The sequence below is a fragment of the Mesorhizobium sp. PUT5 genome (genome assembly GCF_052216645.1).
In the GTDB taxonomy this organism is placed as follows: Bacteria; Pseudomonadota; Alphaproteobacteria; order Rhizobiales; family Rhizobiaceae; genus Mesorhizobium.
In genome coordinates this window covers 3917955-3943859 of record NZ_JBQOSO010000003.1, presented here as the reverse complement: position 1 = coordinate 3943859, position 25905 = coordinate 3917955, and the positions used below count along the sequence as shown (strand labels likewise).

Sequence of the window (25905 nt, the reverse complement as noted above, 5' to 3'; positions counted from 1 at the left end):
AGTGCAATTTCCTGTGCAGTCCTTTCTCTTTTCCCGGCCGGCGAGGGCCTTGTCCTCCAGGGGGCGGAAGCGCGGGCACGGCCTGGTGTCCAGGCCCTCCTTCCGTTCCCGATCTTGTCGCGCTGGCTTCGCCCCCGGCGCCGTGCCGTCCTCCACGGCGACCAGATTAGCATGCCGCTGGAGGAGTTGGAGTCAATATAGTTGATGCGCGAAAATGTGAAAATTTACGCGACGAAAGATCGGGCGGCAGGTACCCTGTCCGAAATTCACGGCAAGGTTCCGGATTGGCCGACGGCCGTTCGATGGTCTTTTCCGGGTTCAGGAGCGAAACCCCATGAAGGCACTTGAGGAAGTGGTGCGTCGCAACCGGGCGGGCGAGGCGGTGGCGCTGACGGCCGTCTGCTCGGCCCATCCCGACGTGCTGTCCGCTTCCCTGCTGCTCGCCGGCGAGGCGGGAAAGACGCTTCTGGTCGAATCCACGAGCAACCAGGTCAACCAGTTCGGCGGCTACACCGGGATGCAGCCCGCCGATTTCGTCGGCTTCGTGCACCGGCTTTGCGACCGGCTGGCCGTTGGGCGCGATCACGTGCTGTTCGGCGGCGATCATCTGGGGCCGCAGGCCTGGCGTGCGGAGGACGCCGCGTCTGCGATGGCGAAGGCCAGGGACATGGCGAGGGCCTATGTCGAGGCCGGGTTCTCCAAGATCCATCTGGACTGCTCCGAAGGGTGCCGCGGCGAGCCTGCGCAGGTGGGCGACGAGCTGGCGGCCGCGCGCGCCGCGGACCTGGCCGAGGTCTGCGAGACGGCGGCGGCCGATGCCTCTGCGATCAGCTATGTCGTCGGCACGGAAGTGCCGCCGCCGGGCGGCGCGCGCGGCGGCGGGACGCACCAGCCGATCGAGGTGACGACGCTGGCACGCGCGGCGGCGACGCTGGACCGGCACGACGCGGCGTTCCGCGCGCGGGGGCTGGAGGCCGCCTTCCGGCGCGTCGCCGGCCTGGTGGTGCAGCCCGGCGTCGAATTCGGCCCCGATCATGTCGACCTGTTCGATCCGTCCGTTCCCGACGAACTGTCGTCGGCGCTTGCGGGCCGTCCCGGCATCGCCTTCGAGGCGCATTCGACAGACTATCAGCCCGACACCGTGTTCGCCGAACTGGCACGCCGGCACTTTGCCGTGCTGAAGGTCGGGCCCGCCCTGACCTTCGCCTATCGGCGCGCGGCCTACGCCCTCGATGCGCTCGTGCGCCTGTGCCGTCCCGCCACGCCGCTGCGGCCGCTGCCGCAGCTCATGGACGAGCTGATGCTGTCATATCCGGATCATTGGCGGGCGCACTATTCCGGTACGGAAGACGCCGTCGCGCTGCTGCGTCACTTCGGCTATGCCGATCGCATACGCTACTACTGGGCCAGGCCCGAGGCGGCAGCCGCCGTTGCGGATCTCGAAGCGGCATTCGACGCGCTGCGGCCGGCCGACCCGGTCCTTCTGCAGCACTTCTCCCGCCACGTGGCGGAGCGGGCGCAGGCGCTGCGCGAAGCCGGGTATTCCCCGGCCAAATCCTTGATCTTCGCCGAGGTCCAGTCGGCGCTCGCGCCCTATCTCGCGGTCGCCCCCGGCGGCCAGGGTCTTGATCAGGGCCGGTGATGCTGTCATCGGGTTCATGGGCAGCCACCACCTGTCTGCCCGGGATGGAAGAGGAAGCGCAATGGTCGATCATGCTGAAACGGCGGACCTGGCCGCCGGCCTGTCGGGCGCGCTCACGGATTTCGGCCACCGGCTGATGGCGCGCGTCTACTATGCCGACACCGATTTCTCCGGTGTCGTCTACCACGCCCGCTATCTGGAGTTCCTGGAGCGCGGCCGTTCCGATTTCCTGCGGCTGGCGGGCGTGCACCATACGGAGCTGGCCGAAGGCAAGCATGGCGAGCGCATCGTGTGGGTGGTTCGGCGCATGGAGATCGACTTCCGCGCGCCGGCGCGCATCGACGACATCCTCACCGTGGAAACGCGCACGCAAGGCATTTCGGGCGCGCGCATCGTCATGGCCCAGCAGTTGAAGCGGGCGGACGAGGTTCTGGTGGAGGCCAGGGTCGAGGCCGCCATCATCGGCGAGGGCGGCCGGCCGCGCCGTTTTCCCAAGGAATGGGTGGCGGCCTTCATGCCTCGCACGGCGGCCGCGCCGGACCGCCGCTGAGGCGGTCAGTTCCCGGCCTGTTGCGCCAGTTCGGCGAGGCGCTTTTGGGCCGAGGGCGGCAGCGGCGGCGGATTTTTACCCTGCGCGGCCTCCACGAGCAGGGCGTCGCAGGCCGCCTCGGTTTCGCCGATCAGGCGGCGCATGAACTCGTCCTTGGCAAGGCCGGGCGGAATGGGCGGCAGGAAGCGGGCGCGGATGGTGCCCGGATAGCGCAGGAACTTGCGGCGCGGCCAGTAGAGACCCGCCACATGGGCCACCGGCACGACCGGCAGGCCGAGCTGCATGTAAAGCTCGACGATGCCGTATTTGTAGGCGGGCTCCGCGCCCGGCGGGCGGCGCGTGCCCTCGGGATAGATGATGAGCTGGCGCGGATTGCGCGCCATTTCCTGCTTGGTGGCGGCCACCACCTGCCGCAGCGCCTTGGCGCGGTTGCCGCGGTCGACCGGTATCATGCGCATCTTGAGGATGTACCAGCCGAAGAACGGGATCCAGGTCAGCTCGCGCTTGAGGATGTAGAGCGGGTCGCGGAGGAAGGGAAAGAAGGCGATCGTATCCCACAGCGACTGGTGCTTCGGCGCCAGGATGAAGGAGCCCTGCGGCAGGTTTTCCAGGCCGGTGATGTCGCTGCGGGTGCCTGCGATCTTGTCGTAGAGCCACAGGCTGCTGCGCGACCAGAATTTCGGCACGAACCAGGCGCGGCGGCGCGGCGCCAGGAAATAGAAGGGCGCCCAGAATATCATCTGGGCGATCATGCTGGCGTAGAAGGCCAGGTTGAACGCCAGCGAGCGGATTTGAAGCATGCGCGGAAAGCCCGGTGGGAGACCCGCGCTGGTTACACCAAACAGGGCCGAAAAGGAAAGCGCAGACATGCGGGCACCGCTGCCCGGCGCCGGCCAGACGTCGCGGCGGTTCAGTTGCGGTGCGGGCCTGCGTCGGCGAGCGCGATGCCGCCGGCCGTGGGACGAACCGGCACCACGCCGCGTGCCAGCGCCAGCAGATATTTGTTGTATTCGGTGAAAAGAACCCGCAGCGCCTCCGGCTTGGTCAGCCAGCCGCCATTGCCGAGATTGGCGTTGACCACGGGATAGGGCTCCAGCCGGGCGCCGTGCAGCAGGCGGCCCATCTCCAGCAGGCTGCGCGGCATGTGGTAGTTGTTGGTGACGAGGATGATGCTGCCATAGGCGTGGCTCTCCACCCATTTGGCGCTTTCCTCGGCATTGCCGATCGTGTCGAGGGCGGCGTGGTCGATGTCGACGCAGCAGGAGAAAAGCTGCTTGTCGCCGCCGATCGCCTTCTGGAGCTGGCGCCGGCTGGCGGCCGGATGCACGCCGCTGATCAGCAACCGCTCGCCCTTGCCCGATTCCAGAAGATCCAGGGCGGCGTCGATGCGTGACTGGCCCCCGGTCAGCACGATGATGGCATCGGCCTTTTGCGGGTCGGCAGGCGTGCGCAGATGGCTGACATGGCTGGCGAACCAGCCGAAACCGCCGAGAAAGGCGATTGCCGACGCCGCCAGGAGCAGCAGGCCGGCGCGCAGGCCCATGCGCGCGCGCGGCGAAGGCCGCGCAGCACCGACCGCCACCGGCGCGGCGCCAGCCGTTTCGATGGAATCAGAGCCCTTCATCATGCCATGGTTAACCTTGAACCGCCGCCTTTGACAGGGGGCGCTACCCCACATTGCGTTACGGCGGGTTTCCGTTGCGTGAAGTGGGCGCGCGCTCGCCGTCGCCTCCTCATCTCAGCCGTCCGTCTGACGCTCGTCAATGTCGCTCAGATAGGCAATCACCGTGGCGTGCGACGTGCCTGCCGTCAGCGCGCCGATCACCGCGACCATCAGGGCGACGCCGAGATAGCCGCTCCAGCCGATGGCGAAGGTGCCGAACAGCGCCGCGGCCTGGTCGGCCTGCGGGGTCGCCATGTTGCGGCCCGCCCACCAGGAGAAGGCGACGAAGACGAGGATCGCCGCCACGCCGCCGGCCACGGCGCCCTTCATGCCGGTGACGAGGAACTGATGGCGGAATTCGCGCGCGATGAAGCGGGCCTCGGCACCGACGAAATGCAGCACCTCGATGATATGCCCGTTGCCGGCCATGGCGCCGCGCGTGGCGAACACCACCGTCAGCACCGTCGCCGAAAGCATCAGCGCGAGCACCGCGATGCCTGCCGTGACCGTGGTGTGGGCCATCGCCACCAGCCGGTCCACCCAGGTGCGGTGGTCGTCCAGCGTGGCGCTGGGCAGTTTCTGCGCGAGCGCCTGGCGCATGGCGGCAAAGTCGGGCGGCCCGGCCTGGTCGATGGTGACGACCACCAGCCGCGGCACCGGCAATTGATCGATGTCGAGGCCGGGGCCCAGCCAGGGCTCCAGCAGGCGCGCGGTTGCGGCACGATCGACGATCTTGGTGTTCTTGACGCCGGGGAAGGCGGCGGCGATCTCGGCGGCGGCGGCAAGGGCCGCCTCCATGTCGAGCCCGTCGGCCGGCTTGATCTGCACCGTCGCCTCGCGCGAGATCTGGTTCTCCCAGATGGCGGCGGTGTCGCGCACCAGCGTCACCGCGCCGAAGGTCAGGCAGGACAGGAAGGTCATGATGGCGATGACGCAGACCAGCGCCCGCCCGGCGATGTTCTGTGCCGGCACCAGGGGCGCCATGCGGCGCTGCATGCGCGCCTTGGGATAGGCGTCCGGCACGTCGTGGATGTCGTCGTCTTCGGCGGGCAGCTCAGTCATAGATGTCCAGCCTTCCGCCCGACAGGATCAGACGCCTTGCGTCCACCTGGTCCATGAGGCCGAGATCGTGGGTGGCGATGACCACGGCGGTGCCCAGCCGGTTCAGCTCGATGAACAGGCGCAGCAGGCGGCGCGCAAGCTGCGGGTCGACATTGCCGGTCGGCTCGTCGGCCAGCAGGATCTCGGGCTGCTCGATCAGGGCGCGGGCGATCGCGGCGCGCTGCTTCTCGCCGCCCGAGAGCACCGGCGGCAGCACATGCATGCGCTCGCCGAGGCCCACCCATTTCAGCAGTTCCGTCACGTCGGTGCGGTAGCTCGCCTCCTCGCGCCCGCGCACGCGCAGCGGCAGCGCGACATTCTCGTAGGTGGTCATGTGGTCGAGCAGGCGGAAGTCCTGGAACACCACGCCAATGCGGCGGCGCAGCAGCGGCAGTTCCTGGCGGGTGATGCGGGAACGGTCCTTGCCGAAGACGGTGATGAGCCCGCGCGTCGGCTTCAGCGACAGGAACAGCAGCCGCAGCAGCGTGGTCTTGCCTGCGCCCGAAGGGCCGCTGAGGAACTGGAACGAGCGCTCCGGGACGTGCAGGGAAATGTCGCGGAGGATCTCGGGTCCCATGCCGTAGCGCAGGCCGACATTTTCGAAGCGGATCACGGCAATGGACCTGGAACTGCGGACGGGAACGGCGGCCGGCCAGGCGAGGGCCGTCCTTCGCCACGACCATCGGGCGCCTTGGTTAACCGCAGGTTAAATTTCAATGCATTTCGACTCGGCAAAACGGCTCCGGTGGCAAAACATTAATCATTTTCATTTACGCGCCGGTAACGGACAGCGATCGCGGACGGACGAGACCGGCCAATAGACGGGATCTTCATACCCCATGCCCGACAAGCGTAGCGCACGCCGGGTTTCCGGCGAAATCATGACCGGGCAGGAAGCCGGCCCGGAGCGGCGGCGGCGCATGGCGGCGCCCGGCCTCGACATAGTGGACGCCGATTTCGAGATTCTGGAAAGCCCGGCGGCCGGGCGGCGTTCGCGCCCTGCGCCCCGCGATTTCGTCTCGGCCGGGGATGGGCCGCCGCGCGAAGGCATGGCGATGCTGCGCAGAAACGCAGCGCCGCAGGCACGCGGGCAGGCCTCTCGCGGCGGGCCGATCTTCTGGACCGCCGGCCTTTTCCTGGTGCTGGTGGCCTTCTGGATCGCGGGCGGTCATGCGCTGGTGCGCGGCCTGCCGCTCTTCGCACAACAGGACGCGGCGGCCGTGCTCAGCATTTCGGGCGTCACCTCTCGTGTGGACGGGACCGGACTGCGGCCCGTGCTTCTGGTGGATGGCGAGGCCGGCAACGACGGCGCCGCCGCCGTGCCGCTGCCGCCGCTCGACATCAAGGTAACGGGCAATGACGGCCGCATCACGCGCTACAGGCTGGGGACATCCGGCCGTCCCCTGGAGCCGGGCGAAAGATTTGTCTTTTCCAGCCGCGTCGAGGTGCCTAGAAACGGGGTCACGGCCGTCACGGTCGGTTTCGCCGAATAGGCGTCTTGAAGGGAAGGGCGTTGCATGCCGGTCGTTCGCGGCAAGAACATCGAGGTTCTGTATTCGGCGTCGGCCATCGCGCGCCGCAACCTGGAACTCGCCAAGGAGATCGCCGCGCGCGACTATCACGACCTTTTGGTCATCTCGATCCTGAAGGGCTCATTCGTCTTCGCCGCCGACCTGATCCGGGCCATGCACGATGTCGGCCTGTCGCCGGAAGTCGAATTCATCTTCATCTCCAGCTATGGCGCCGGCACCACCAGCGGCGAGGTGAGGGTGCTGCGCGACATCGACAACGAGGTCGCCGGCCGCGATGTGCTGCTCATCGACGACATACTCGAATCGGGCAAGACGCTGTCGTTCACCCGCGAGCTGATGCTGTCGCGGGGCGCAAAAAGCTGCTCCGTCGCCGTGCTGCTCGACAAGCGCATGCGCCGCCAGACCACGCTCAACGCCGACTATGTCGGTTTCGACTGCCCCGACTATTTCGTCGTCGGCTACGGCATGGATGTCGGCCATGCCTTCCGCGAGCTGCCCTTCGTCGGCGTGGTGACGGGCGACGCCTGAGATCGCCCCGGCGGGACGTATTTCAGCGAAAGTTTAACTATTGGGCGCCATTGTCCGGCGCATGACAAAGCTTCTGATCGTCGAGGACGACGAGTCCGTCCGCACACTTTCCGCCCGAGCGCTGGAGCGCGCCGGTTACAGCGTCGAACTTGCCGCCGACGGCGCGCAGGGGCTCGACTGCATCCGAGCCGCGCAAGGCGGCTACGATCTCGTCGTCTCCGACATCCGCATGCCGGAGATGGACGGCATCGAAATGGCGCAGGCGGCCGCCGCCGCCTTCCCGTCGCTGAAGATCATGCTGATGACCGGCTATGCCGACCAGCGCGAACGCGCCGAGGAACTCAACGGCATCGTGCTGGACGTGATGCAGAAGCCGTTCACGCTGGCCGAGATCCGCGACAGGGTCGGCCGCGCGCTGGCCCTGGCCGCGCAGCCGGCGGCCTGACGGGGAGCTATTTCAGCTCCAGCAGCCGTTCGAGATAGGAGCGTTCGATTTCGGGCGAGAGCGCATTGCCCAGCCGCTTTCGGATGGCTTCGAGGATCTGACGGGCGCGCTGGACGTCGATCTCGTCCGGCACCTTCACCGAATCGCCGAAATCCGGCCCGTTGGTGGCGCGCGGCCGGCCGAGCGGGTCGCGGTCGGCATTCTGCCCGCGGGCCCCGCGGCCGCCGCTGCCCTCGTCGCCCTGCATGGCCTGCAATTGCTGCATCATGTCCTGGGCGCCCTTGCGCAGCGCCTCCAGCGCGCGGCCCTGCTGGCCCACGGCGCGCTCGCCGCGCCCCTCGCCAAGCGCCTGCTCGGCATCGCCCATGGCGCGGCCGGCCTCGCCGAAACCTTCGTTGGGCGCCAGGCCCATGCCTTCCAGGCCCTTCCCCAACTGCTCGAGGTCACCCTGCAGCTTGCCCTGGCCCTCCTGAAGCTGCTTCAGCGCGTCGGCGAATTCCTGCGGCGTCATCGGCCTGCCGTTGCGGCCCTGGCCGCCCTGTCCGTTCTCGCCCCGCTGCCCTGGTTGCTGCCCCTGCTGGCCGTCCTGGCCGAATTCGTCCTGCCCTTCCTGTCCGTTCTGGCCGCGCTGCATCTGGTCCAGCCGGAAGGTCTCGTTCATCATTTCCTGCTGGCGGCGCATGATCTCGCCGAGCTTGTCCATCTGCTGGCGCAATTCGCCGTCCTGCTGGCCCGGCTGCTGGCTGCGGCCGGCTTGCAGATTGTTCATCATGTTTTCGAGCTGCGACAAAAGCTCCTGGGCCTTGTCGCGGTTGCCGGACTTGGCCAGATTCTCGATCTGGTCCATCAGGCGCTTCAGGTCGCTCTCGCGCAGTTCCTGGCCATCGGGCGGCATCTGCATGGCGTTGGGGTTCTGCTTGTTGCGCTCGGCGAACTCGCGCAGGAACTCCTCCATCGCCTGGCGCAGCTCCTTCATCGCCTTGTCGACCTCTTCCTCGCTGCCGCCGTTCTTGAGCAGATCCTGCAGGTTCTGCTGCGCCTGGCGCATCCGCTTTTCGGCGGCGGAAAGATCGCCTTCCTCGATGCCGAGGGCGATGTCCCACAGATAGGAGACGACGCCGCGAAGCTGGTCGTCGGTGCGGGCCAGCTTCAGCCGGCTGCGCGCGCTCATCAGCGCCAGATAATGCGCCATGTTGTCGAACGTGTCTTCCGGGCGCAGGGTGATGGCGTCCATGAGATCGAGCACGCGCGGCTTGGCGTTGGCGTCGAGCCCCAGCAGGCGGCGCTGCTCGATTACCGCGCGCGCCAGCGGGTTGGTGAAGGGCCGCTCCGGCAGGGCAAGCGTTTTTGTCTCGCTTCTGCCGCTCTGGCCGGCGTCGTCGGTCGCTTCCAGCGTCAGGCGGATGGCGCTGCCCGCCCACACGTGCTGGGTCAGGTCCTTGATCGTCTTGGCGGCGTCGGTCTTGCCGCCGCGGCGGGGCAGGGCGAGCGGCATTTCGGGCGGCCCGTAGAGCGGGCGCGCATTCGGCGCCTGCGGGTCGGCCAGCGCGAATTCGGCCTTGGCGGAGGCCGCGCCATAGTCGTCCTCGATCTTGTAGTTCAGCTCGAACGCGCCGTTGACGGCACGCTTGGGCTCGCCCGCGAAGCTGATCTGCGGCGGCCGGTCGGGAACCACCGTGAAGGCCCAGTGGCCCAGTTCCTGCTCGCCCGATTTCAATATCAGCGTGCCGTCGGCGTCCAGCCTGCCGGCGAAGCGGCGGGCGGCCGCTGTCGCGTCGCCGGACGCCGAAGCGGTCTGCGGCCCGGCTTCGGGCTGTTCCGGCGCGATGGCGCGGCTGGCGCCGGCCTTGTCGGTATAGTCCAGCGTCTCGTCGCCTGCGCCGCCGGAAATGCGGAGCGCAACGGCACTGCCGGCGGGCACCGTGAAGGAACTCGTCGCCTGGTTGACGCCGGCGGTGAGCAGGATCGGCGGCTTGCCGGTGTAGGCGGGCGGCGTCACCCAGGCGTCGATGCGCGCCGGTACGGCCTCGGCCGTGGCACGCGGCCGGAAGGCGTCGGCGACCCGCCCGCCAAGCGGGCCGCTGGAGAAGGCCAGCGCCACGACGAAAAGCAGCGCCACCGCAGCGCGCAGGCCCCACGGGTCGCGCTCGGGAATGCGGGTGCGCGGCAGATCGGCGCCCAGCGCGCCCAGCCTTTGCGCCATGCGCCGCTGGTGCTCGCGCCAGAGCGCCCGCGAAAAGCCGGTCTCATGCCCGCTCGGGCGGTCGGTCTGGGTGCGGAGGGGAGCATGGAGAAGCGCATTGGCGGCCTCGATGCGGCGGTCGATCTCCAGCGCCTGCGGCAGGCGGAAGAAGCGCAGCGGGTAGAGGCAGGCGAGGCCGGACAGGCCGAAAAGCGCGAGGACGGCCAGCCGCGCGGTATCCGGCAGGCGCGCGAACAGGCCGAGCCAGGCGAAGGAGAGGAAGAGCCCGGCCACCAGGACGAGCGGCAGCACCAGAGGCCAGCCGCGTTCCAGCACCATGACCGCGCCGGTGGCCAGCCGGCTCGCGGCCAGGCGCGCCCGGAGGCTACGATCGTCGTCTGCTGCGGGTCGTTGCGTCATCGGCCTTTCGTCATCGGCCCTTCGTCAACGGGCCTTGCTTTTCGAGGCCGGGCCAGGCGGGCGCGGCCCCATCGCAAAAGCATAACAGCAAACACGGCAAAGGCGAGGCAGGTTCCGCGAAAAGGCGGCGATCGCCGTCCCGCCCGCTTCTATAGCCAGTCCGGCAGACGGTCCAGGCCGATCAGTTCCTCATAGGTGCCGCGGGGGCGCACCACGGCGAAACGGTCGCCGTCGACCAGCACTTCCGGCACCAGCAGGCGGGTGTTGTAGGTGCCGGCCTGCACGGCGCCATAGGCGCCGGCCGTGCCCACGGCGATCAGGTCGCCGGCCTGCAGGCGCGGCAGGTCACGGTCGAGGCCGAGATAGTCGCCGGTCTCGCAGACCTGGCCGACGACGTCGACCTTCATGCGTGGCGCATCGACGGGTGGCTGCACGACCGGGCGGATGCTGTGGAAGGCTTCGTAGAGGGTCGGCCGGATCAGGTCGTTCATGGCGGCGTTGACGATGAGGAAGTTCTTCGCCTCGCCCTCCTTCACGTAGATGACTTCCGAAACCAGGATGCCGGCATTGCCGGCGATCATGCGGCCGGGCTCGAACATCACCTTCAGGCCCAGCCGGGCGACATGCTTGCGCACGATGGCGGCATAGGCGTCGGGCAGCGGCGGCGGGTCGTTGTCGGCGCGGTAGGGAATGCCCAGCCCGCCGCCGAGGTCGACATGCTCGATCGCGTGGCCGTCGGCGCGCAGCGTGCCGACAAGCTCGGCCAGCAGCCCGAACGCGTCGTCGAAAGGCTGCAGTTCGGTGATCTGGCTGCCGATATGCATGTCGATGCCGGCGACCTTGATGCCCGGCAGCTCGGCCGCGCGCGCATAGACGGCGCGCGCGCTCTGCCGGGCAATGCCGAACTTGTTCTCCGCCTTGCCGGTGGAGATCTTGGCGTGCGTCCTGGCGTCCACGTCCGGATTGATGCGCAGCGACACCGGCGCGGTCCTGCCCAATGCCACGGCGCGGGCCGATAGCAATTCCAGCTCCGGCTCGGATTCGACGTTGAAGCACAGGATGCCCGCTTCAAGGGCGAAATCCATCTCGCGCGCCGTCTTGCCGACGCCGGAGAACAGGATTTTTTCGGCCGGGATGCCCGCCGCCAGCGCCCGCCGCAACTCGCCCTCCGAAACCACATCTGCACCGGCGCCGAGTTTGGCCAGCGTCTTCAGCACGGCCTGGTTGGAATTGGCCTTCATGGCGTAGCAGACGAGCGCGTCGAGGTCGGAAAAAGCTTCCGAAAAGACGCGGAAATGGCGCGTCAGCGTGGCGGTCGAATAGCAGTAGAAGGGCGTGCCGACCTCAGCGGCGATGTCGGGGATCGCCACGTCCTCGGCGTGCAGCACGCCGTCGCGATAGTCGAAATGGTTCACTGTGTCCGGTCCGAAGCGCTACTGGATGAGCTTGTCGAGGATGAAGGGCTTGTCGGTCTCGGGTTTCTGCGGCTCCGGCGGCAGCGGCTGCTTGGCCTTCTCGGCATCCTTGCGCGCCTGAACGGCGGCCTGGTAGGGCGTGTCGAGGCCGCTCCTGCGCCCGCAGGCGGTCACGGCCATCATCGTGGCCAGAAGCGCCAGCGTCACCACCATCCTGCCTGCGGTCATCGGTCCACCCGTGCGTGCTGTTCGTGTGATGCTTCTAGCGGAGTTGCGCGCCCTTTGCACCCCGCTATCAGGCCTTGGCCAGCCGCTTCTTCCAGTAGCGGACCTGCTTTCTCACCTCGGCCGGCGCGGTGCCGCCGAAGCTCGAACGGCTCTTCACCGAATTCTGCACCGTGAGCACGGAAAAGACGTCGTCCTCGATGCCCGGATGGATGGAGCGCAGCTCTTCCAGCGAGAGCTTCTCCAGCCCCGCCTTTTTGCTCTCCGCCAAGGCCACCGCACGCCCCGTGACGTGGTGCGCCTCGCGGAAGGGCAGGCCGAGCCGCCGCACCAGCCAGTCGGCGAGATCGGTGGCGGTGGAATAGCCGGAGCCGGCCGCCTTTTTCATGGCCGCCTCGTTGACGGTCATGTCGCGCACCATGCCGGTCATGGCCGCCAGCATCAGGTCCAGCGTCTCGGCCGCGTCGAAGACGGCTTCCTTGTCTTCCTGCATGTCCTTGGAATAGGTCAGCGGCAGTCCCTTCATGACGGTGAGCAGGCCGATGAGATGGCCGTTCACGCGGCCGGTCTTGGCCCGCACGAGCTCGGCCGCGTCCGGGTTCTTTTTCTGCGGCATGATGGAGGAGCCGGTGGAGAAGGAGTCGGACAGCCGCACGAAGCCGAATTGCGGCGTCGACCAGATGACGATCTCCTCGGCCAGCCGCGACAAATGCGTGGCGCAGATCGCGGCAAGCGACAGGAATTCCAGCGCGTAGTCGCGGTCGGAGACGCTGTCGAGCGAATTGCGGGTCGGCTCGCGGAAGCCGAGCGCGCGCGCCGTCATGTGGCGGTCGATCGGAAAGCCGGTGCCGGCGAGCGCGGCCGCGCCCAGCGGGCTCTCGTCCAGGCGCGCAAGCGCGTCGCGCACGCGCGACAAGTCGCGCGAAAACATCTCCACATAGGCCATGCAATGGTGGCCGAAGGTCACCGGCTGTGCCGTCTGGAGATGGGTGAAACCGGGCATGACGGTGGCGGCATGTTCTTCCGCGCGCTCCAGGAAGGCGGCGATCAGGCCCTTCAGCGCTTCCGCGACCCGGAAAAGCTCGTCCTTGACCCAGAGGCGGAAATCCACCGCCACCTGGTCGTTGCGCGAGCGCGCCGTGTGCAGGCGCCCAGCCGCCGGGCCGATCAGCTCGGCGAGGCGGGCCTCGATGTTCATGTGGATGTCTTCGAGCCGGGTCGAGAACTCGAACCTGCCCTCCTCGATCTCCTTCAGGATCGTGTTCAGTCCGTGAGCGATCTTTTCTTGATCGGCGGCCGAAATGATGCCTGTCTTGGCCAGCATCTCGCTGTGGGCGAGCGAGCCGCGGATGTCCTGCGCGTAGAGCTTCCTGTCGAAGCCGATCGAGGCATTGATCGCTTCCATGATCGCCGCGGGGCCCGAGGCAAATCGTCCGCCCCACATCTGGTTGCTGGCCTTGCTGTCGTCCATCGCTATAACCCGTTGCTATAACCCGTATCGGGAGCAGTTTTGAAAATGGCAGAGCGCAAACGACTCTTTCCGACCCCGCGCCTCGTCCTGGCGGCCCTCGTGGCGGGGGCGCTGGCGGGCGTGGCCGCGGTATATGTCAAGGAAAGCCACCTTGGCAACGACGGACAGGACCGGGTAGCGGCCGCGGACCAGGCCGAGACAGGCGCGAGCACCGCGGACGCGGCTGCCTGTGCGGCCAAGGCCGGCCGCGCCAAGACGGTGGCCGCCGCGGCAACGGGGCAGGTGGCCGCGCTGATGGCGGCCGAGCCGCCGCAATCGGTCAAGGGTTTCGCCTTCGACGGGCCCGACGGCAAGAAGATGACGATCGCCGACTTCAAGGACAGGAATGGGGCCGGCCGGACGCTGCTGGTCAATCTGTGGGCGACTTGGTGCGCGCCCTGCCGCGCCGAGATGCCGGCGCTCGACGCGCTCCAGCGCGAGATGGGCGGCGACAGGTTCGAGGTGGTGGCCGTCAATGTCGACACAGGCTCCGACGAGAAGCCGAAGAAGTTCCTCGAGGAAATCGGCGTCAAGTCGCTCGGCTTCTACCGCGACGCCTCCATGGGCCTGTTCAACGAAGCCAAGCAGCGCGGGCTGGCGCTCGGCCTGCCGGTGACGCTGCTGGTCGACGGCGAAGGCTGCCTGATCGGCCACATGAACGGGCCGGCGGAATGGGCCGGCGCGGACGCCAGGAAACTGGTGGAGACGGCGCTCGGCGGCTGACGCGGCAGGCTTGCGCCGCGCCATCCGGTCCGGCCGGCGCCGCTCAGGTCAGATACTGGCCGCCATTGGCCGTCAGCGTCGATCCGGTGATGAAGCCGGCCTCGTCGGAGGCGAGGAAGACCACGCAGCGCGCGATCTCCTCGGCTTCGCCGAGTCGCCCGACCGGGATCTGCGCGATGATGCCCTCCCGCACCTTTTCCGGTACGGCCATCACCATGTCGGTGGCGATGTAGCCCGGGCAGATGACGTTGACGGTGATGCCGGCGCGCGCGCCCTCCTGCGCCAGCGCCTTGGTGAAGCCGATGTCGCCGGCCTTGGCCGCCGAATAGTTGGCCTGGCCCATCTGGCCCTTCTGGCCGTTGATGGAGGAAATGGTGATGACGCGCCCGAACTTCCTGTCGCGCATGCCCCCCCACAGCGGATGCGTCATGTTGAAGACGCCGCTCAGGTTGGTGCCGATCACCTCGTCCCACTGCTCGCGCGTCATCTTGTGGAACATGGCGTCGCGGGTGATGCCGGCATTGTTGACCAGCACGTCGACGGGGCCGAGGTCGGCTTCGACCTTGGCGATGCCTTCCGCGCAGGCGTCGTAGTCGGCGACCGACCATTTGTAGACGGCGATGCCGGTCTCGGCCTTGAACTTCTGGGCCGCCTCGTCATTGCCGGCATAATTGGCCGCAACCCGATAGCCGGCCTTCTTCAGGCCCACCGAGATGGCGGCGCCGATGCCGCGGGTGCCGCCGGTGACGAGTGCTGTCCTGCTCATGCTGCTGCTCCTCCAACAACTGTTCGGACAGTAAAGCGGGCAATGGGGCGCAAGAGCAACAGAAAAATCGGAGGGTATGAAAATAGCGGAGTTCGTCGGGAAAAGAAGGAATTGCAGGCAAAACGCAAGCAACTAACCGGGACCAAATGTCCCGGCCATCCACACGGCATTATAGGGCAGCCTTATTCTTCGGCCGCCCTGGTCCCTACATGGCTTCCACGCACATGGCCACGCCCATGCCGCCGCCGATGCACAGCGTGGCGAGGCCCTTCTTCGCGCCGCGCCGCTTCATCTCGAAGACGAGCGTGTTGAAGATGCGCGCGCCCGAAGCGCCGATCGGGTGGCCGATGGCGATCGCGCCGCCATTGACGTTCACGATGTCCGGGTTCCAGCCCAGGCCCTTGTTGACGGCGCAGGCCTGCGCGGCGAAGGCTTCGTTGGCTTCCACCAGGTCGAGGTCGCCCACCGACCAGCCGGCTTTCTCCAGGGCCCGCTTCGAGGCGGGGATCGGGCCGGTGCCCATCACGGCGGGATCGACGCCGGCAGTCGCCCAGGAAACGATGCGGGCAAGCGGCGCGATGCCGCGCCGCGCCGCTTCGGCCTCGCTCATCAAAAGCACGCCGGCCGCGCCGTCATTGATGCCGGAGGCGTTGCCGGCCGTCACCGTGCCCTCCTTGTCGAAGGCGGGCTTCAGCTTGGTCATGGCGTCCAGCGTCGCGCCGTGGCGGATGTATTCGTCCTGGTCGACGATCGTGTCGCCCTTGCGGCCCTTGACCGTGACGGCCACGATCTCGTCCTTGAACCTGCCGGCCTTCTGGGCGGCCTCGGCCTTGTTCTGCGAGGCGAGCGCGAACTGGTCCTGGTCCTCGCGGGTGATCTGGAACTGGCGCGCCACGTTCTCGGCGGTGACGCCCATGTGGTAGCCGTTGAAGGCGTCCCACAACCCGTCCTTGATCATCGTGTCGATCATCTTGTAGTCGCCCATCTTCACGCCGGCGCGCAGGTGCTCGGCATGCGGCGACAGCGACATGGATTCCTGGCCGCCGGCCACGATCACGCTGGCGTCGCCGGTGGCGATCTGCTGCATGCCGAGCGCGATGGCGCGCAGGCCCGAGCCGCAGACCTGGTTGAGGCCCCAGGCGGTGGTCTCCTTGGGCAGGCCGGCCAGCACGGAGGCCTGGCGGGCGGGGTTCTGGCCCTGCGCGGCCGTCAGCACCTGTCCCAGGATCACCTCGTTCACCTCGGCCGCCTCGACGCCGGCGCGCGCCAGCAGTTCCTTGATGACCAGGGCGCCCAATTCATGGGCCGGCACGGCGGCGAAAGCGCCGTTGAAGGAGCCCACGGGCGTGCGCGCCGCGCTGGCGACGACGATGGAGCTGGAAGCGGACATGGCGGTCTCCGGAGGACGATTTCGATAGATGATGGACTTTTCTTGCCCTTTCCCGCGCCCGAGTCAAACCGGAAATGGCCGCAGGCGACCCGCCGGATCGGCCATGTTGCAGTGCAACAAACGGCGGGTGTCCCGGCTGTGCCATCCATGCTGCGCAGCATTTTGCGCAGCAAAAAAACCGATGTTGTTTCCCGCACTGCACAAACCGCTTGGAATTGCGGAGGTTTTGCGCATATCCTCGGCCCACGCGCAATCGTTACCGGCGGCCCGCAGGCCTGCCGGTGTCCTCGGGAGGGATGCGGATGGCAGCGAAAGACGGGCCGGTGGTCATCAAGAAATACGCCAACCGCCGCCTCTACAACACGGGCACGAGCACCTATGTCACGCTCGAGGACCTGGCCGAGATGGTGAAGAAGGGCGAGGAGTTCACCGTCCAGGACGCCAAGACGGGGGAGGACATCACTCACCCGGTGCTGACCCAGATCATCTTCGAGCTGGAGAACAAGGAGGGGCAGAACATGCTGCCGATCCCGTTCCTGCGCCAGCTCATCGCATTTTACGGCGACCAGATGCAGATGATCGTGCCGTCCTTCCTCGAACAGTCGATGATGGCCTTCACCAGGGAGCAGGAGCGCCTGCGCGAGCAGATGAAATCGGCCCTGGGCAAGACGCCGATGGACATGATGAAGCTGTCGGCGCCGATGAAGGCGATCGAGGAGCAGACGCGCCGCAACATCGAGATGTTCCAGAACGCCATGCGCATGTTCACGCCCTTTCCGCCGGCGGGCGTCGGCCCCGCTGCCGCGTCCGAGCCGGCCGGGAAGGAGGAGGCGAAGGCATCGGAAAAGACCGACGATCTGCTGGAGCTGAAGGAGCAGATCGCGGCCATGCAGCGCAAGCTCGACAAGATGTCGTGATAAGGGCGCCCGGGACGCCGGACGGCTGAAACAAGACGCGCTCAGGTTCGCTCGGGCTTTGCGTTCGTCATCCCGGCCGACCGGAGCGCAGCGGAGGGAGAGCCGGAACCCGTTCCGTGATCTCGAAAGGTTCCGGAATGGGTCCCGGATAGCCGCTCTCCGCTGCGCTGCGATCGGCTTCCGGGATGACGCGCGGAGAGGTGTGCCGCTCTATCCGAAACTGTCCTTGTAGCGCTCGCGCAGCACGTTCTTCTGCACCTTGCCCATGGTGTTGCGCGGCAGTTCGTCGGCCACGAAGATGCGGCGCGGCTGCTTGAAGCGGGCCAGCCGGCCGGCGATGCCGGCAATGAGCGCGGCCTCTTCCGGTTTTGCGCCGGCTTTCGCCACCACCACGCCGACCACCGCCTCGCCGAGGTCGGGATGCGGCACGCCGATCACCGCGGATTCGGCGACGCCGGGCTGCTCGTCCAGCACCAGCTCGATCTCCTTGGGGTAGATGTTGTAGCCGCCGGAGATGATCAGGTCCTTGGCGCGGCCGACGATGGCGACGTAGCCGTCGGCATCCATCGTGGCGAGGTCGCCGGTGATGAAGAAGCCGTCCGGCCTGAACTCCTGCGCGGTCTTTTCCGGCATGTTCCAGTAGCCCTTGAAGACGTTGCGGCCTTTCACCTCGATGATGCCGACGTCGCCCCGGGCCACCGGCGCGCCGGTTTCGGCATCGGCGATGCGCAGGTCCACCCCCGGCAGCGGCAGGCCCACGGTGCCGGCGCGGCGTTCGCCGTCATAGGGATTGGAGGTGTTCATGTTGGTTTCGGTCATGCCGTAGCGCTCGAGGATCCTCTTGCCCGTTCGCGCCTCGAACTCGCGGTGGGTCTCGGCCAGAAGCGGCGCCGAGCCGGACACGAACAGCCGCATATGGGCGGTCAGCGCCCTGTCGAGCCGCGGGTCGGCCAGCAGCCGGGTGTAGAAGGTGGGCACGCCCATCATGGAGGTGGCGCGCGGCATGTTCGCCACCAGATCGTCCATGTCGAGGCCGGGCAGGAAGATCATCGACCCGCCGGCCAGCAGCATGACGTTGGTGGCCACGAACAGGCCGTGCGTGTGGAAGATCGGCAGGGCGTGCAGCAGCACGTCCTCGCCCGTGAAGCGCCAGGCGTCTACCAGCGCCTCGGCGTTGGACAGAAGATTGTCGTGGCTGAGCATGGCGCCCTTGGAGCGTCCCGTGGTGCCGGAGGTGTAGAGGAAGGCGGCGAGGTCGTGCGGCCCGCGCGCGGCCGGCGTGAAGGTTTCGGGCTGGCCGCGGGCGAGATCGGCCAGCGTGCCGGTGCCGTCGGCGTCGAGCGTCAGCAGGGCCGCCCCCGCTTTTTCCGCCACCGGCGCGAGGGCCGCGCGCGCCGCGCCGTCGCAGATCAACAGCCTGGCGCCTGCGTCGGTGACGAAATACTCCACCTCGGCGGGCGTGTAGGCGGTGTTGAGCGGCAGGAACACCGCACCCGCCGCCACGCAGGCGGCATAGACGGCCAGCGCCTCGGGCGATTTTTTCGCCTGCAGCGCGACACGGTCGCCGGGTGTGATGCCGCTGGCCGACAGCGCATGGGCGAAGCGCGCCGCCAGACGCAGGAATTCGGCATAGGAAATGTCGCGGCCATCCTTCAGCGACAGAAAGGCTGCACCGCTCGCCTCATGCGGGCGAAAGAGCGCATCATAGAGCGTGTTGGGCATGAAGGACCTGCTGCTGTGTCGGAACCACCTCGTCTCCTTCCAGCATTCCGCGGGCGCAGCCACAAGGCCAAATATCGTCGTGGCATTTGCGCTCCGCGCTTCTCTTGCCTACACAGAACCGTCAATCAAACGCATGGCCCCCATCATGAGCGCACTTGTCCCGGTCTTCGACGGCCACAACGACACCCTCCTTCAGCTCTACCGCTCTCCGGAGCAGGACAAGGAAAAGCTGTTCATGCAAGGGGCGCCGGCAAGCTGGCACATCGACCTGCCGCGCGCCAGGAAGGGCGGTTTCGCCGGCGGCATGTTCGCCATCTTCTCGCCCTCGCCGGAAAAGGCCGGCCTCTCTGCGCCGACCGCGCCGAGCAGCGACGAGAAGCTGCCGCCGGACCTGCCGATGAAGGAGGCCCGCGTCTCGATGCTCGGCATGGCCTCCATCCTGTTTCGGCTGGAGCGGGCAGGGGCGCTGAAAATCTGCCGCAGCGCCGCCGATATCCGCGCGGCGATGGCGCAGGATACGATCGCGGCCGTCTTCCACATCGAGGGCGTGGAGGCGATCGATCCCGGGCTCGACATGCTGGACGTGCTGCATGCCGCCGGCCTGCGCTCGCTCGGGCCGGTGTGGAGCCGGGCCAACGCCTTCGGCACGGGCGTGCCGTTTCGCTTCCCCTCCTCGCCGGATGTCGGGCCGGGGCTGACGGATGCCGGCAAGGCGCTAGTCAAGGCCTGCAACCGGCTGAAGATCCTGGTCGACCTGTCGCATCTCAACGAGAAGGGGTTCCGCGACGTGGCGGCCATCAGCGCCGCGCCGCTGGTGGCCACCCATTCCAACGTGCACGCCATCAGCGCCAGCGCGCGCAACCTCACCGACTGGCAGCTTGGCGCCATCCGCGATACGCGCGGCATGGTGGGCCTGAACTTCGCGCGCGGCTTCCTGCGGCCGGACGGCTCGATGGTCCAGGACGCCGATCTCGACACGGTGCTGCGTCACGTCGATGCGCTGCTGGACAAGCTCGGCGAAGACGGCGTCGGCCTGGGCTCGGATTTCGACGGCGCGCAGATCCCTTCCGCCATCGGCGACGTTTCCGGCCTGCCGCGGCTGATCGAGGCGTTCGAGCGGCACGGTTTCGGCCGCGAGTTGGTCGAGAAGATCGCCTGGAAGAACTGGGTCGACGTGCTGGAACGCACGATCGGGTAAAGGGCTGCCGCTATTCGGCGGAAAAACCCATCCGCTCCAGCCAGTGCCTGCCGGCGCCGCGTTCGCGGATGATGGGCAGCGGGTCCTCGCCGTCCAGCCGCGAGCAGATGCGGTAGACTTCCAGCGTTTCGGCGTCCATCTCGCCGCGCCTGTAGAAATACATGGCCGCCGCATAGCGCGCGCGGCCCGACCATTCCTCGCCGAGCGGCGTGTTGACCAGCGCCCATTGCTCGGCCGCTTCGCGGTCGGCTCGCGGGCCCATGGTCAGAAATCCGCCGGCGGGCTGGCGGTGCGGCGGTCGAGCTTGACGAAGGGCCGCGGCACCACCTTCGCCCGCTTCATCAGTCTTTCGTATTTCAGCTCGCGCATGGCGTAGATCTCGACCCAGAGATCGTCCGTCACCTCGTCGCCGAACGGCCGCCGCAGCGAGGCGATGGCGATGTTCTTCTTGGCCATGGGCGACCACATGGCGGCGCTGACCAGCCCCACCTCCCGGCGCTGGCGATGATAGACGATGGCGTGCTCTGCGGGAATGTTGCCCTCGATTTCCAGCCCGACCAGCACGTGCCGCAGCCCCTTCTTGCGCCGCGTCTCGAGGATGGCGCGGCGGCCGTTGAAATGGCCCTTTTGCGGATCGACCATGAAGCCGAGGCCGATCTCGTCGGGCATGCGCATGCGGTCGGCGCGGATGGCGTGTTCGGCGGTGACGAAATCGGCGTTGGCGACGATCAGCCCCGCCTCCAGCCGCGCCCGGTTCAGCGCCGCATAGCCGATGGCGCGGATGCCGTGCCGCTCGCCGGCCGCCATCAGCCGGTCCCAGAGCGGAAGGGCGCCGGCACTTTCGACGAAAAGCTCGTAGCCGAGGTCGCCGGTGAAGCCGGTGCGCGAGATGGCGACCTTGCCGTCCTCATGCGGGAATTCGGCGAGATCGAAGATCTTCAGCCGTTCCGCGCCCGCGAAGCCGGCATCGCGCAGCACGGCGAAGGAGGTCGGCCCCTGCAAGGCGAGGGCGGCGACGGCCTCGGTCTCTTCCTCTATCGAAACGTCGAAGCCGACGGCCGAATCGAGCAGCCAGGGCAGATGCCGCTCCTGGCAGCACAGGCGGAAGCGGTGCGGCGCGAGGCGGAACAGCGTGCCGTCGTCCAGGACAAAGCCGGCGTCGTCGCACCAGGCGGTGTAGTGGACACGCCCGGGCTTCAGCTTCGATACGTCGCGCAGGGTGAGCCTGTCGCAGAAGGCTTCCGCCTCCGGCCCCTCGATGCGGTATTTCACCATCGGCGAGATGTCGAACAGCGCCGCCTGGCTGCGGATGGCGAAATATTCCAGTTCCTCGTCCCATAGCGATTGCGGGGCGCGATAGCCGGCCCAGTTGTACCATTCGTCGGTCTTCGCCAGCGCGTCGATGCGCGGCTGGAACGGCGTGCCGAGCCGCAGCGTGCGGAAATGGGCCTGTGCGGCCTGCCGCGCTTTCGTCGCGGCGTCGACCCTGGCCCTGCCCGGTTTCTTCTTCGTTGCCTGATCCATGGCCTACGCCTTCATCGCGATGATGCGCCGCGCCGCGTTGAGCCCCGGCACGCCGGAGACGCCGCCGCCGGGATGCGAGCCGGCGCCGGCGAGGAACAGGCCGGAAACCGGCGTGTCATAGCCCGACCAGCCGGAGATGGGGCGCGAGACCAGCATCTGGTCGGCCTGCAATTCGCCATGGTGCCAGTGCCCGCCGGGCATGCGCCAGCGCGTCTCGATGTCGGCCGGCGTCAGCAACTCCGCGTGGCGCACCAGGGCGCCGATGCCGGGCGCGTAGGCTTCGAGCTGCGCCATGACGGCAGCCAGGAATTTTTCCCGTCCGGCCTCCCAGCCTTCCTTCAGTTCGTAGGGCGCATATTGCACCACGGCCGAAAGCACGCAGGCGCCGTCGGGCGCGAGCGCAGGGTCGCTGAGCGAGGGCAGGGTGATCTCCATCACCGGCTCCGGCGAGAACTCTCCATATTTGGCCGGGTTGAAGGCGCGCTCGACATCATCGGGCGAGGGCGCGATGACCAGCCGGCCGCGATGGCCGGCGGCATCGACTCCGGAAAATTCCGGAGCCCAGTCGAGTGCCAGATGGAGCTTGGCGGCGTCGCCCTTCATGCGGATGTTTCTTACCCGCCGCACGACGCCGGTGTCGATCTGGCGGGGGCCGACGAGGTCGAGGAAAGTCGCGGCCGGATTGACGGCCGACACGATCGTCGCCGCGCGCAGCTCCTCGCCGCTCTCCAGCGTCACGCCCGTCGCGCGGCCCTTGTCGACGACGATCCGCTTCACCGCCGCGCCGGTGCGGATTTCGGCGCCGGCCGCTTCCGCCGCCGCGCGGATGGCGGCGGCGACGGCGCCCATGCCGCCCCTGGGCAGCACCTGCCCGCCCGGCTCGCCGCCCGCCTCGCCGCAGAGGCGGTACAGCAGGCCGAGCAGGGAGGTCGGCGAGCGGGGGCCGAGATGGGAACCCAGCACTGCGTCGAAGGCGAGGAGGCCCTTCAGGCGGTCGTCCTGCAATTGCTCGTCGAGCAGGTCGGCCACGTTCATCAGCAGCACGCGCAGGAAGTCGCGTATGTCCTCGCGGCCGAGCCGCTTCAGGGCAAGCGCCGCCCCGCCGAGCGCGGCGCCGTCGGCAAGCGACAGGCCGTCCAGCGCCGGCGGCCGGCGGGTGAGGAACGGCTTCAGCACTTCGGCATAGCGCAGGAGCTGAGCGCGCAGATCGCGCCACGCCGCCTGTTCGGCAGGGCTCGCGCCGGAGAGCGTCTCGCCGTAGGCGCCGTGAAGCGTGAGCGGCCGGCCGTCGCGCGCGAGTGCGACGCTGGGCGCAAGCTGGATACCCCTACCCCTGGCCCCTCCCCACAAGGGGGAGGGGGACGATGCCGCCGCCGGTTCCGCTGAGATCGTTGACCTTTCGCGATGAACAGAGCTGACGCCAGGTTCCCCTCCCCCTTGTGGGGAGGGGTCAGGGGTGGGGGTCGTTCCGGACACGGTTACCGGAGGTCGAAAAAGCCCGTGCTTCTCCAGTTCCAGCGTCTTCACCACGTCAGGGTGAAGGCGGTTCAGCACATGGGCGAGGCTGGAGACGCGGAAGCCCGGAAAGAACTCTTGCGTGCGCGCCGCGCCCCCGGTCTCGCCGGCGGCCTCCAGCACCAGCACCTTGCGGCCGCTCCGGGTCAGGACGGCGGCGGCGGTGAGGCCGTTGTGGCCGCCGCCGATGACGACCACATCCCATTTGGGCAAATCATATGACGTCATGGGCTGGGCTCACATGCTGTGTGGGCTTGGCGAGGTCGCGCAGGATCTCCCTGGCCGCATTGCGGCCGGGGGCGCCCATCACCCCGCCGCCGGGATGGGTGGAGGAGCCGCACATGTAAAGGCCGCCCACCGGCGAGCGGTATTGCGCGTAGCCCGGCACCGGGCGGTTGAACAGCAACTGGTCGAAGGTCAGCTCGCCCTGGAAGATGTTGCCCTCGGTCAGCCCCACTTCGGCCTCCAGTTCGCGCGGCGTGCGCACCTCCATATGCACGATGCGGTCGCGGAAGCCGGGCGAATAGGCGGCGATCTGCGCCACGACGGACTCGGCGAAGCCGTCGCGGTCGGCGTCGGTCCAGTCCGCTCCCCCCACCTTGGGCGGGGCGTATTGCACGAAGCAGCTCATGAAGTGCTTGCCCGGCGGCGCCATGGTCGGGTCCAGCATGGTGGGGATCACCATGTCGAGGAAGGGGTCGGCCGACCAGCGCCCGGCCTTCCAGTCGTCATAGGCGCGCTCCATGCGCTCGACCGAATCGGTGAAGTGCATGTCGCCGCGGATGCAGGGCGAATCCTTGGGCAGGGCCGGAAACTCGGGCAGCGAATCCAGCGCGATGTTGACCTTGCCCGACGAGCCGCGGATCTTGAAATTCCTGACACGGCGCAGGAATATGTCCGGCAGTTCTTTCTCTTCGACGAGCTTGAGGAAAGTGCGCTTGACGTCGGCGTTGGAGACGACGAGCTTGCTGTGGATTTCCTCGCCGCCTGCCAGCACCACGCCCCTGGCCTTGCCGGATTTCACCACGACATGATCGACCTCGGCGCCGGTGCGGATGGTGCCGCCGGACGCGCGGAAGGAGTCGGCCAGCGCCTTCGTCACCGCGCCCATGCCGCCGCGGGCATAGCCCCAGGCGCCGACCGAGCCGTCCACCTCGCCCATATAATGGTGCAGCAGCACATAGGCCGTGCCGGGCGACATGGGGCCGAGAGCCGTGCCGATGATGCCGGAAAGCGCGAAATTGGCCTTGATGACGTCGGTCTCGAAATATTCGTCGAGGAAGTCGGAGATCGACATGGTCCAGAAGCGCAGCGTCAGCGCCATCTCCTCCGCCGTCAGCCCGGCGAATTTCCTGCCGAGATAGAGCAGTTCGGAAATGTCGCGCGGCCGAAAGCTGGTCGGGTCGGGCGCGGTGCGCATCAAAAGCGGCTGGATGAAGCGGCACTGGCGGGTGACGTCGCGGGCGTAGCGGTCGTAGGCTTCCGCGTCGCGCGCGGAGAAGCGGGCGAATTCGCGCCGGTGGGCGTCGTGGTCGCGGTAGTTGGCGAGATAGTCGCCGTCCTGCGTGAACACCGCGCCGCCCTCATAGGCGATGACCTGCAGGCCGAAGCGCGGCAGTTCCAGGTCGCGCATGATCTCGGGCCGGAACAGCGAGCAGACATAGGAGCAGTTGGAATAGAGGAAGCCGGGCGTGAGCGAGCGGCTGGTGGCGGCGCCGCCGATCCAGTCGTTCTTCTCCACCACCAGCACGTCGAGCCCCGCGCGCTGGAGGTAGCAGGCGCTGACCAGCCCGTTGTGACCGCCGCCGATGACGATCGCGTCCCAGGTCTTCATTCCGTTCCCGCTCTTCGTTTTGTCCAAATCTGCCACGGCCGTGCCCCTGCTGTCCAGTAGTTCTGAATGAATGTTCAACAAATGACATTGCGTTTTGCGGAGAGAGGAGTAGGCTTTTCGCGGGAATCTCGACCATGGCGAGGCGGGAGACGATGAGCGCAGCGAAGGCAGCAGCCGGGGCCGTCCGCGACGGCGCGCCGAACGGCGGTGCGCAAGATGCTTGACAGCGGCGCGCACCGTCACGCTCATCTGCGCTCCGGAGCATCGGACCGAAAAATGTACTCGCTTTTCGGACCGGTCCGATGCTCGATCAAGATGTCGGAGCGTCCTTTGTGCGTCCGGAAGGACGCACGGCGCTCTGGGAGGCCGACACGGAGCATGGCGACGGCGATGAAGATGATGCAGGCGGCGGCTGACAGGGCGGCGGAACCGGGCGAGCCGGAGCGGCGCAGCCGCAAGGCTTCCAAGGAAACGCGGCAGTTGCAGCTCATCGAGGCGACCATCGATTCGCTTGCCAGGCGCGGTTATTCCGACACCACCATGGCCGACGTGGCCGACGGCGCAGGCCTGTCGCGCGGCATCGTCAACTTCCATTTCGAGAGCAAGGAAAAGCTGCTGGTCGCCACCTTGCAGCATATGTACGACGAATATTCCGCCCATTGGCGCAATGCGCTGGCCAGGGCGGGCGACAACCCCGCCAGGCAGTTGCAGGCGCTGGTGGCGGCCGATTTCGACCGTTCCGTCTGCAACAGGCGCAAGCTCGCCGCCTGGTGCGCCTTCTGGGGCGAGGCGAAGTCGCGCCCCACCTACCAGGCGCTGTCGGGCGCGCGCGACGCGGACTACCAGAACACCATTCTCGAGCTGTGCCGCAGGCTGAAGGAAGAGGCAGGCTACCCCTATGAGCCGCAGGCGACGGCGCTGGCGCTCAGCGCCCTGCTGGAGGGGCTGTGGCTCAGGCTGATGATCGGGGCGCAAAACGTCAGCCGTGAAAGCGCGCTGCAGAGCGGCAACGAGTTCCTGATGTCGGTGTTTCCGGCGCATTTCGCGCGGGAAGCCGAGGGGGAGGCGAAGGACTGAAACCGAGAAAAACCGGGAGGACAAGA

Annotated in this window: 24 protein-coding genes; 9 read left to right on the top strand and 15 right to left on the bottom strand. The window is 67.7% G+C overall.

Translation table 11 applies throughout. The features are described from left to right. The first annotated feature begins 334 nt into the window (after window positions 1-334). Window positions 335-1642 carry a class II D-tagatose-bisphosphate aldolase non-catalytic subunit gene (locus ACTDI4_RS20790; protein ID WP_442842961.1) on the top strand — a complete coding sequence of 436 codons (1308 nt, stop codon included), beginning with the start codon at window positions 335-337 and terminating at the stop codon, window positions 1640-1642. Between the two features lie 61 nt (window positions 1643-1703). After that, window positions 1704-2192, top strand: a complete 489-nt coding sequence (gene ybgC, locus ACTDI4_RS20785) for a tol-pal system-associated acyl-CoA thioesterase (protein ID WP_442842960.1) — start codon at window positions 1704-1706, stop codon at window positions 2190-2192. Between the two features lie 5 nt (window positions 2193-2197). On the opposite strand, the gene ACTDI4_RS20780 is transcribed toward ybgC, so the two are convergent. The 4 genes from ACTDI4_RS20780 to ftsE all read right to left on the bottom strand — a co-directional run bounded on the left by ACTDI4_RS20780 (window position 2198) and on the right by ftsE (window position 5569). Further along, window positions 2198-2992 (bottom strand): lysophospholipid acyltransferase family protein, encoded by a 795-nt coding sequence (locus tag ACTDI4_RS20780; protein WP_442842959.1) that lies wholly within the window; start codon window positions 2990-2992, stop codon window positions 2198-2200. Between the two features lie 110 nt (window positions 2993-3102). Then, window positions 3103-3819 (bottom strand): YdcF family protein, encoded by a 717-nt coding sequence (locus tag ACTDI4_RS20775; protein ID WP_442842958.1) that lies wholly within the window; start codon window positions 3817-3819, stop codon window positions 3103-3105. A 111-nt stretch (window positions 3820-3930) separates the two neighbouring features. Beyond that, window positions 3931-4917 (bottom strand): cell division protein FtsX, encoded by a 987-nt coding sequence (locus ACTDI4_RS20770; RefSeq protein WP_442842957.1) that lies wholly within the window; start codon window positions 4915-4917, stop codon window positions 3931-3933. Next, window positions 4910-5569 carry a cell division ATP-binding protein FtsE gene (ftsE, locus tag ACTDI4_RS20765; RefSeq protein WP_442842956.1) on the bottom strand — a complete coding sequence of 220 codons (660 nt, stop codon included), beginning with the start codon at window positions 5567-5569 and terminating at the stop codon, window positions 4910-4912. The genes ACTDI4_RS20770 and ftsE overlap by 8 nt, the downstream gene beginning before the upstream one ends. Before the next feature lie 226 nt (window positions 5570-5795). Here ftsE and ACTDI4_RS20760 point away from each other — a divergent pair, with 226 nt between their 5' ends. From ACTDI4_RS20760 to ACTDI4_RS20750, 3 genes are all read left to right on the top strand, one after another. After that, entirely contained in the window at window positions 5796-6449 is a 654-nt protein-coding gene (locus ACTDI4_RS20760) for a hypothetical protein (RefSeq protein ID WP_442842955.1), read from the top strand. A 24-nt stretch (window positions 6450-6473) separates the two neighbouring features. Then, window positions 6474-7016: a hypoxanthine phosphoribosyltransferase gene (gene hpt / locus ACTDI4_RS20755; protein ID WP_442842954.1), complete on the top strand. Its 543-nt coding sequence runs from the start codon at window positions 6474-6476 to the stop codon at window positions 7014-7016. A 61-nt stretch (window positions 7017-7077) separates the two neighbouring features. After that, entirely contained in the window at window positions 7078-7461 is a 384-nt protein-coding gene (locus ACTDI4_RS20750) for a response regulator (RefSeq protein ID WP_442842953.1), read from the top strand. 7 nt (window positions 7462-7468) lie between these two features. On the opposite strand, the gene ACTDI4_RS20745 is transcribed toward ACTDI4_RS20750, so the two are convergent. The 4 genes from ACTDI4_RS20745 to argH all read right to left on the bottom strand — a co-directional run bounded on the left by ACTDI4_RS20745 (window position 7469) and on the right by argH (window position 13174). Then, complete coding sequence (locus ACTDI4_RS20745) at window positions 7469-10063, bottom strand: TIGR02302 family protein (RefSeq protein ID WP_442842952.1); 2595 nt, start codon at window positions 10061-10063, stop codon at window positions 7469-7471. Between the two features lie 149 nt (window positions 10064-10212). Next, window positions 10213-11478, bottom strand: coding sequence for a diaminopimelate decarboxylase (gene lysA / locus ACTDI4_RS20740; RefSeq protein ID WP_442842951.1), 1266 nt, complete (start codon window positions 11476-11478; stop codon window positions 10213-10215). Window positions 11479-11496: 18 nt separating this feature from the next. Further along, complete coding sequence (locus ACTDI4_RS20735; protein ID WP_442842950.1) at window positions 11497-11706, bottom strand: hypothetical protein; 210 nt, start codon at window positions 11704-11706, stop codon at window positions 11497-11499. Between the two features lie 67 nt (window positions 11707-11773). Then, complete coding sequence (argH, locus tag ACTDI4_RS20730) at window positions 11774-13174, bottom strand: argininosuccinate lyase (protein ID WP_442842949.1); 1401 nt, start codon at window positions 13172-13174, stop codon at window positions 11774-11776. Between the two features lie 45 nt (window positions 13175-13219). Here argH and tlpA point away from each other — a divergent pair, with 45 nt between their 5' ends. Continuing rightward, complete coding sequence (tlpA, locus tag ACTDI4_RS20725) at window positions 13220-13936, top strand: thiol:disulfide interchange protein TlpA (RefSeq protein WP_442842948.1); 717 nt, start codon at window positions 13220-13222, stop codon at window positions 13934-13936. Window positions 13937-13979: 43 nt separating this feature from the next. Here the strand turns inward: tlpA and ACTDI4_RS20720 are convergent, their stop codons facing one another. Beyond that, window positions 13980-14702 carry a beta-ketoacyl-ACP reductase gene (locus ACTDI4_RS20720; RefSeq protein WP_442842947.1) on the bottom strand — a complete coding sequence of 241 codons (723 nt, stop codon included), beginning with the start codon at window positions 14700-14702 and terminating at the stop codon, window positions 13980-13982. A gap of 205 nt (window positions 14703-14907) precedes the next feature. Continuing rightward, the gene (locus tag ACTDI4_RS20715) at window positions 14908-16092 is read right to left on the bottom strand and encodes an acetyl-CoA C-acetyltransferase (protein WP_442842946.1); all 1185 of its coding nucleotides are present in this window, start codon (window positions 16090-16092) and stop codon (window positions 14908-14910) included. A 302-nt stretch (window positions 16093-16394) separates the two neighbouring features. Here ACTDI4_RS20715 and phaR point away from each other — a divergent pair, with 302 nt between their 5' ends. After that, entirely contained in the window at window positions 16395-17009 is a 615-nt protein-coding gene (gene phaR / locus ACTDI4_RS20710) for a polyhydroxyalkanoate synthesis repressor PhaR (protein ID WP_442842945.1), read from the top strand. A 210-nt stretch (window positions 17010-17219) separates the two neighbouring features. On the opposite strand, the gene ACTDI4_RS20705 is transcribed toward phaR, so the two are convergent. Then, window positions 17220-18731 carry a malonate--CoA ligase gene (locus ACTDI4_RS20705; protein WP_442842944.1) on the bottom strand — a complete coding sequence of 504 codons (1512 nt, stop codon included), beginning with the start codon at window positions 18729-18731 and terminating at the stop codon, window positions 17220-17222. A gap of 145 nt (window positions 18732-18876) precedes the next feature. Between ACTDI4_RS20705 and ACTDI4_RS20700 the strand changes: the two genes are divergently transcribed. Next, window positions 18877-19929, top strand: a complete 1053-nt coding sequence (locus tag ACTDI4_RS20700; protein ID WP_442842943.1) for a dipeptidase — start codon at window positions 18877-18879, stop codon at window positions 19927-19929. Window positions 19930-19939: 10 nt separating this feature from the next. Here the strand turns inward: ACTDI4_RS20700 and ACTDI4_RS20695 are convergent, their stop codons facing one another. The 4 genes from ACTDI4_RS20695 to ACTDI4_RS20680 are packed head-to-tail and all read right to left on the bottom strand — an operon-like array spanning window position 19940 to window position 24802. Next, window positions 19940-20191 carry a hypothetical protein gene (locus ACTDI4_RS20695; protein ID WP_442842942.1) on the bottom strand — a complete coding sequence of 84 codons (252 nt, stop codon included), beginning with the start codon at window positions 20189-20191 and terminating at the stop codon, window positions 19940-19942. A 2-nt stretch (window positions 20192-20193) separates the two neighbouring features. Beyond that, window positions 20194-21453, bottom strand: coding sequence for an aminomethyltransferase family protein (locus ACTDI4_RS20690; RefSeq protein ID WP_442842941.1), 1260 nt, complete (start codon window positions 21451-21453; stop codon window positions 20194-20196). Between the two features lie 3 nt (window positions 21454-21456). Next, the gene (locus ACTDI4_RS20685; protein WP_442842940.1) at window positions 21457-23196 is read right to left on the bottom strand and encodes a phytoene desaturase family protein; all 1740 of its coding nucleotides are present in this window, start codon (window positions 23194-23196) and stop codon (window positions 21457-21459) included. After that, on the bottom strand, window positions 23183-24802 hold the full coding sequence (locus ACTDI4_RS20680; RefSeq protein ID WP_442842939.1) for a phytoene desaturase family protein: 1620 nt from the start codon (window positions 24800-24802) through the stop codon (window positions 23183-23185). Before ACTDI4_RS20680 ends, ACTDI4_RS20685 begins: the two co-directional genes overlap by 14 nt. Before the next feature lie 378 nt (window positions 24803-25180). On the opposite strand from ACTDI4_RS20680, the gene betI reads away from it, so the two are divergent. Continuing rightward, a complete protein-coding gene (betI, locus tag ACTDI4_RS20675) occupies window positions 25181-25879 on the top strand; it encodes a transcriptional regulator BetI (RefSeq protein WP_442842938.1) in 699 nt (232 codons plus the stop codon). Window positions 25880-25905 lie beyond the last annotated feature (26 nt).

Bases quoted from the DNA above. Each gene is read 5' to 3' on its own strand.
- ACTDI4_RS20790 (WP_442842961.1), top strand. From the start codon at position 335: ATGAAGGCACTTGAGGAAGTGGTGCGTCGCAACCGGGCGGGCGAGGCG.
- ybgC (WP_442842960.1), top strand. From the start codon at position 1,704: ATGGTCGATCATGCTGAAACGGCGGACCTGGCCGCCGGCCTGTCGGGC.
- ACTDI4_RS20780 (WP_442842959.1), bottom strand. From the start codon at position 2,992: ATGCTTCAAATCCGCTCGCTGGCGTTCAACCTGGCCTTCTACGCCAGC.
- ACTDI4_RS20775 (WP_442842958.1), bottom strand. From the start codon at position 3,819: ATGATGAAGGGCTCTGATTCCATCGAAACGGCTGGCGCCGCGCCGGTG.
- ACTDI4_RS20770 (WP_442842957.1), bottom strand. From the start codon at position 4,917: ATGACTGAGCTGCCCGCCGAAGACGACGACATCCACGACGTGCCGGAC.
- ACTDI4_RS20760 (WP_442842955.1), top strand. From the start codon at position 5,796: ATGCCCGACAAGCGTAGCGCACGCCGGGTTTCCGGCGAAATCATGACC.
- hpt (WP_442842954.1), top strand. From the start codon at position 6,474: ATGCCGGTCGTTCGCGGCAAGAACATCGAGGTTCTGTATTCGGCGTCG.
- ACTDI4_RS20750 (WP_442842953.1), top strand. From the start codon at position 7,078: ATGACAAAGCTTCTGATCGTCGAGGACGACGAGTCCGTCCGCACACTT.
- ACTDI4_RS20745 (WP_442842952.1), bottom strand. From the start codon at position 10,063: ATGACGCAACGACCCGCAGCAGACGACGATCGTAGCCTCCGGGCGCGC.
- ACTDI4_RS20735 (WP_442842950.1), bottom strand. From the start codon at position 11,706: ATGACCGCAGGCAGGATGGTGGTGACGCTGGCGCTTCTGGCCACGATG.
- argH (WP_442842949.1), bottom strand. From the start codon at position 13,174: ATGGACGACAGCAAGGCCAGCAACCAGATGTGGGGCGGACGATTTGCC.
- tlpA (WP_442842948.1), top strand. From the start codon at position 13,220: ATGGCAGAGCGCAAACGACTCTTTCCGACCCCGCGCCTCGTCCTGGCG.
- ACTDI4_RS20720 (WP_442842947.1), bottom strand. From the start codon at position 14,702: ATGAGCAGGACAGCACTCGTCACCGGCGGCACCCGCGGCATCGGCGCC.
- ACTDI4_RS20715 (WP_442842946.1), bottom strand. From the start codon at position 16,092: ATGTCCGCTTCCAGCTCCATCGTCGTCGCCAGCGCGGCGCGCACGCCC.
- phaR (WP_442842945.1), top strand. From the start codon at position 16,395: ATGGCAGCGAAAGACGGGCCGGTGGTCATCAAGAAATACGCCAACCGC.
- ACTDI4_RS20705 (WP_442842944.1), bottom strand. From the start codon at position 18,731: ATGCCCAACACGCTCTATGATGCGCTCTTTCGCCCGCATGAGGCGAGC.
- ACTDI4_RS20700 (WP_442842943.1), top strand. From the start codon at position 18,877: ATGAGCGCACTTGTCCCGGTCTTCGACGGCCACAACGACACCCTCCTT.
- ACTDI4_RS20695 (WP_442842942.1), bottom strand. From the start codon at position 20,191: ATGGGCCCGCGAGCCGACCGCGAAGCGGCCGAGCAATGGGCGCTGGTC.
- ACTDI4_RS20690 (WP_442842941.1), bottom strand. From the start codon at position 21,453: ATGGATCAGGCAACGAAGAAGAAACCGGGCAGGGCCAGGGTCGACGCC.
- ACTDI4_RS20685 (WP_442842940.1), bottom strand. From the start codon at position 23,196: ATGACGTCATATGATTTGCCCAAATGGGATGTGGTCGTCATCGGCGGC.
- ACTDI4_RS20680 (WP_442842939.1), bottom strand. From the start codon at position 24,802: ATGAAGACCTGGGACGCGATCGTCATCGGCGGCGGTCACAACGGGCTG.
- betI (WP_442842938.1), top strand. From the start codon at position 25,181: ATGGCGACGGCGATGAAGATGATGCAGGCGGCGGCTGACAGGGCGGCG.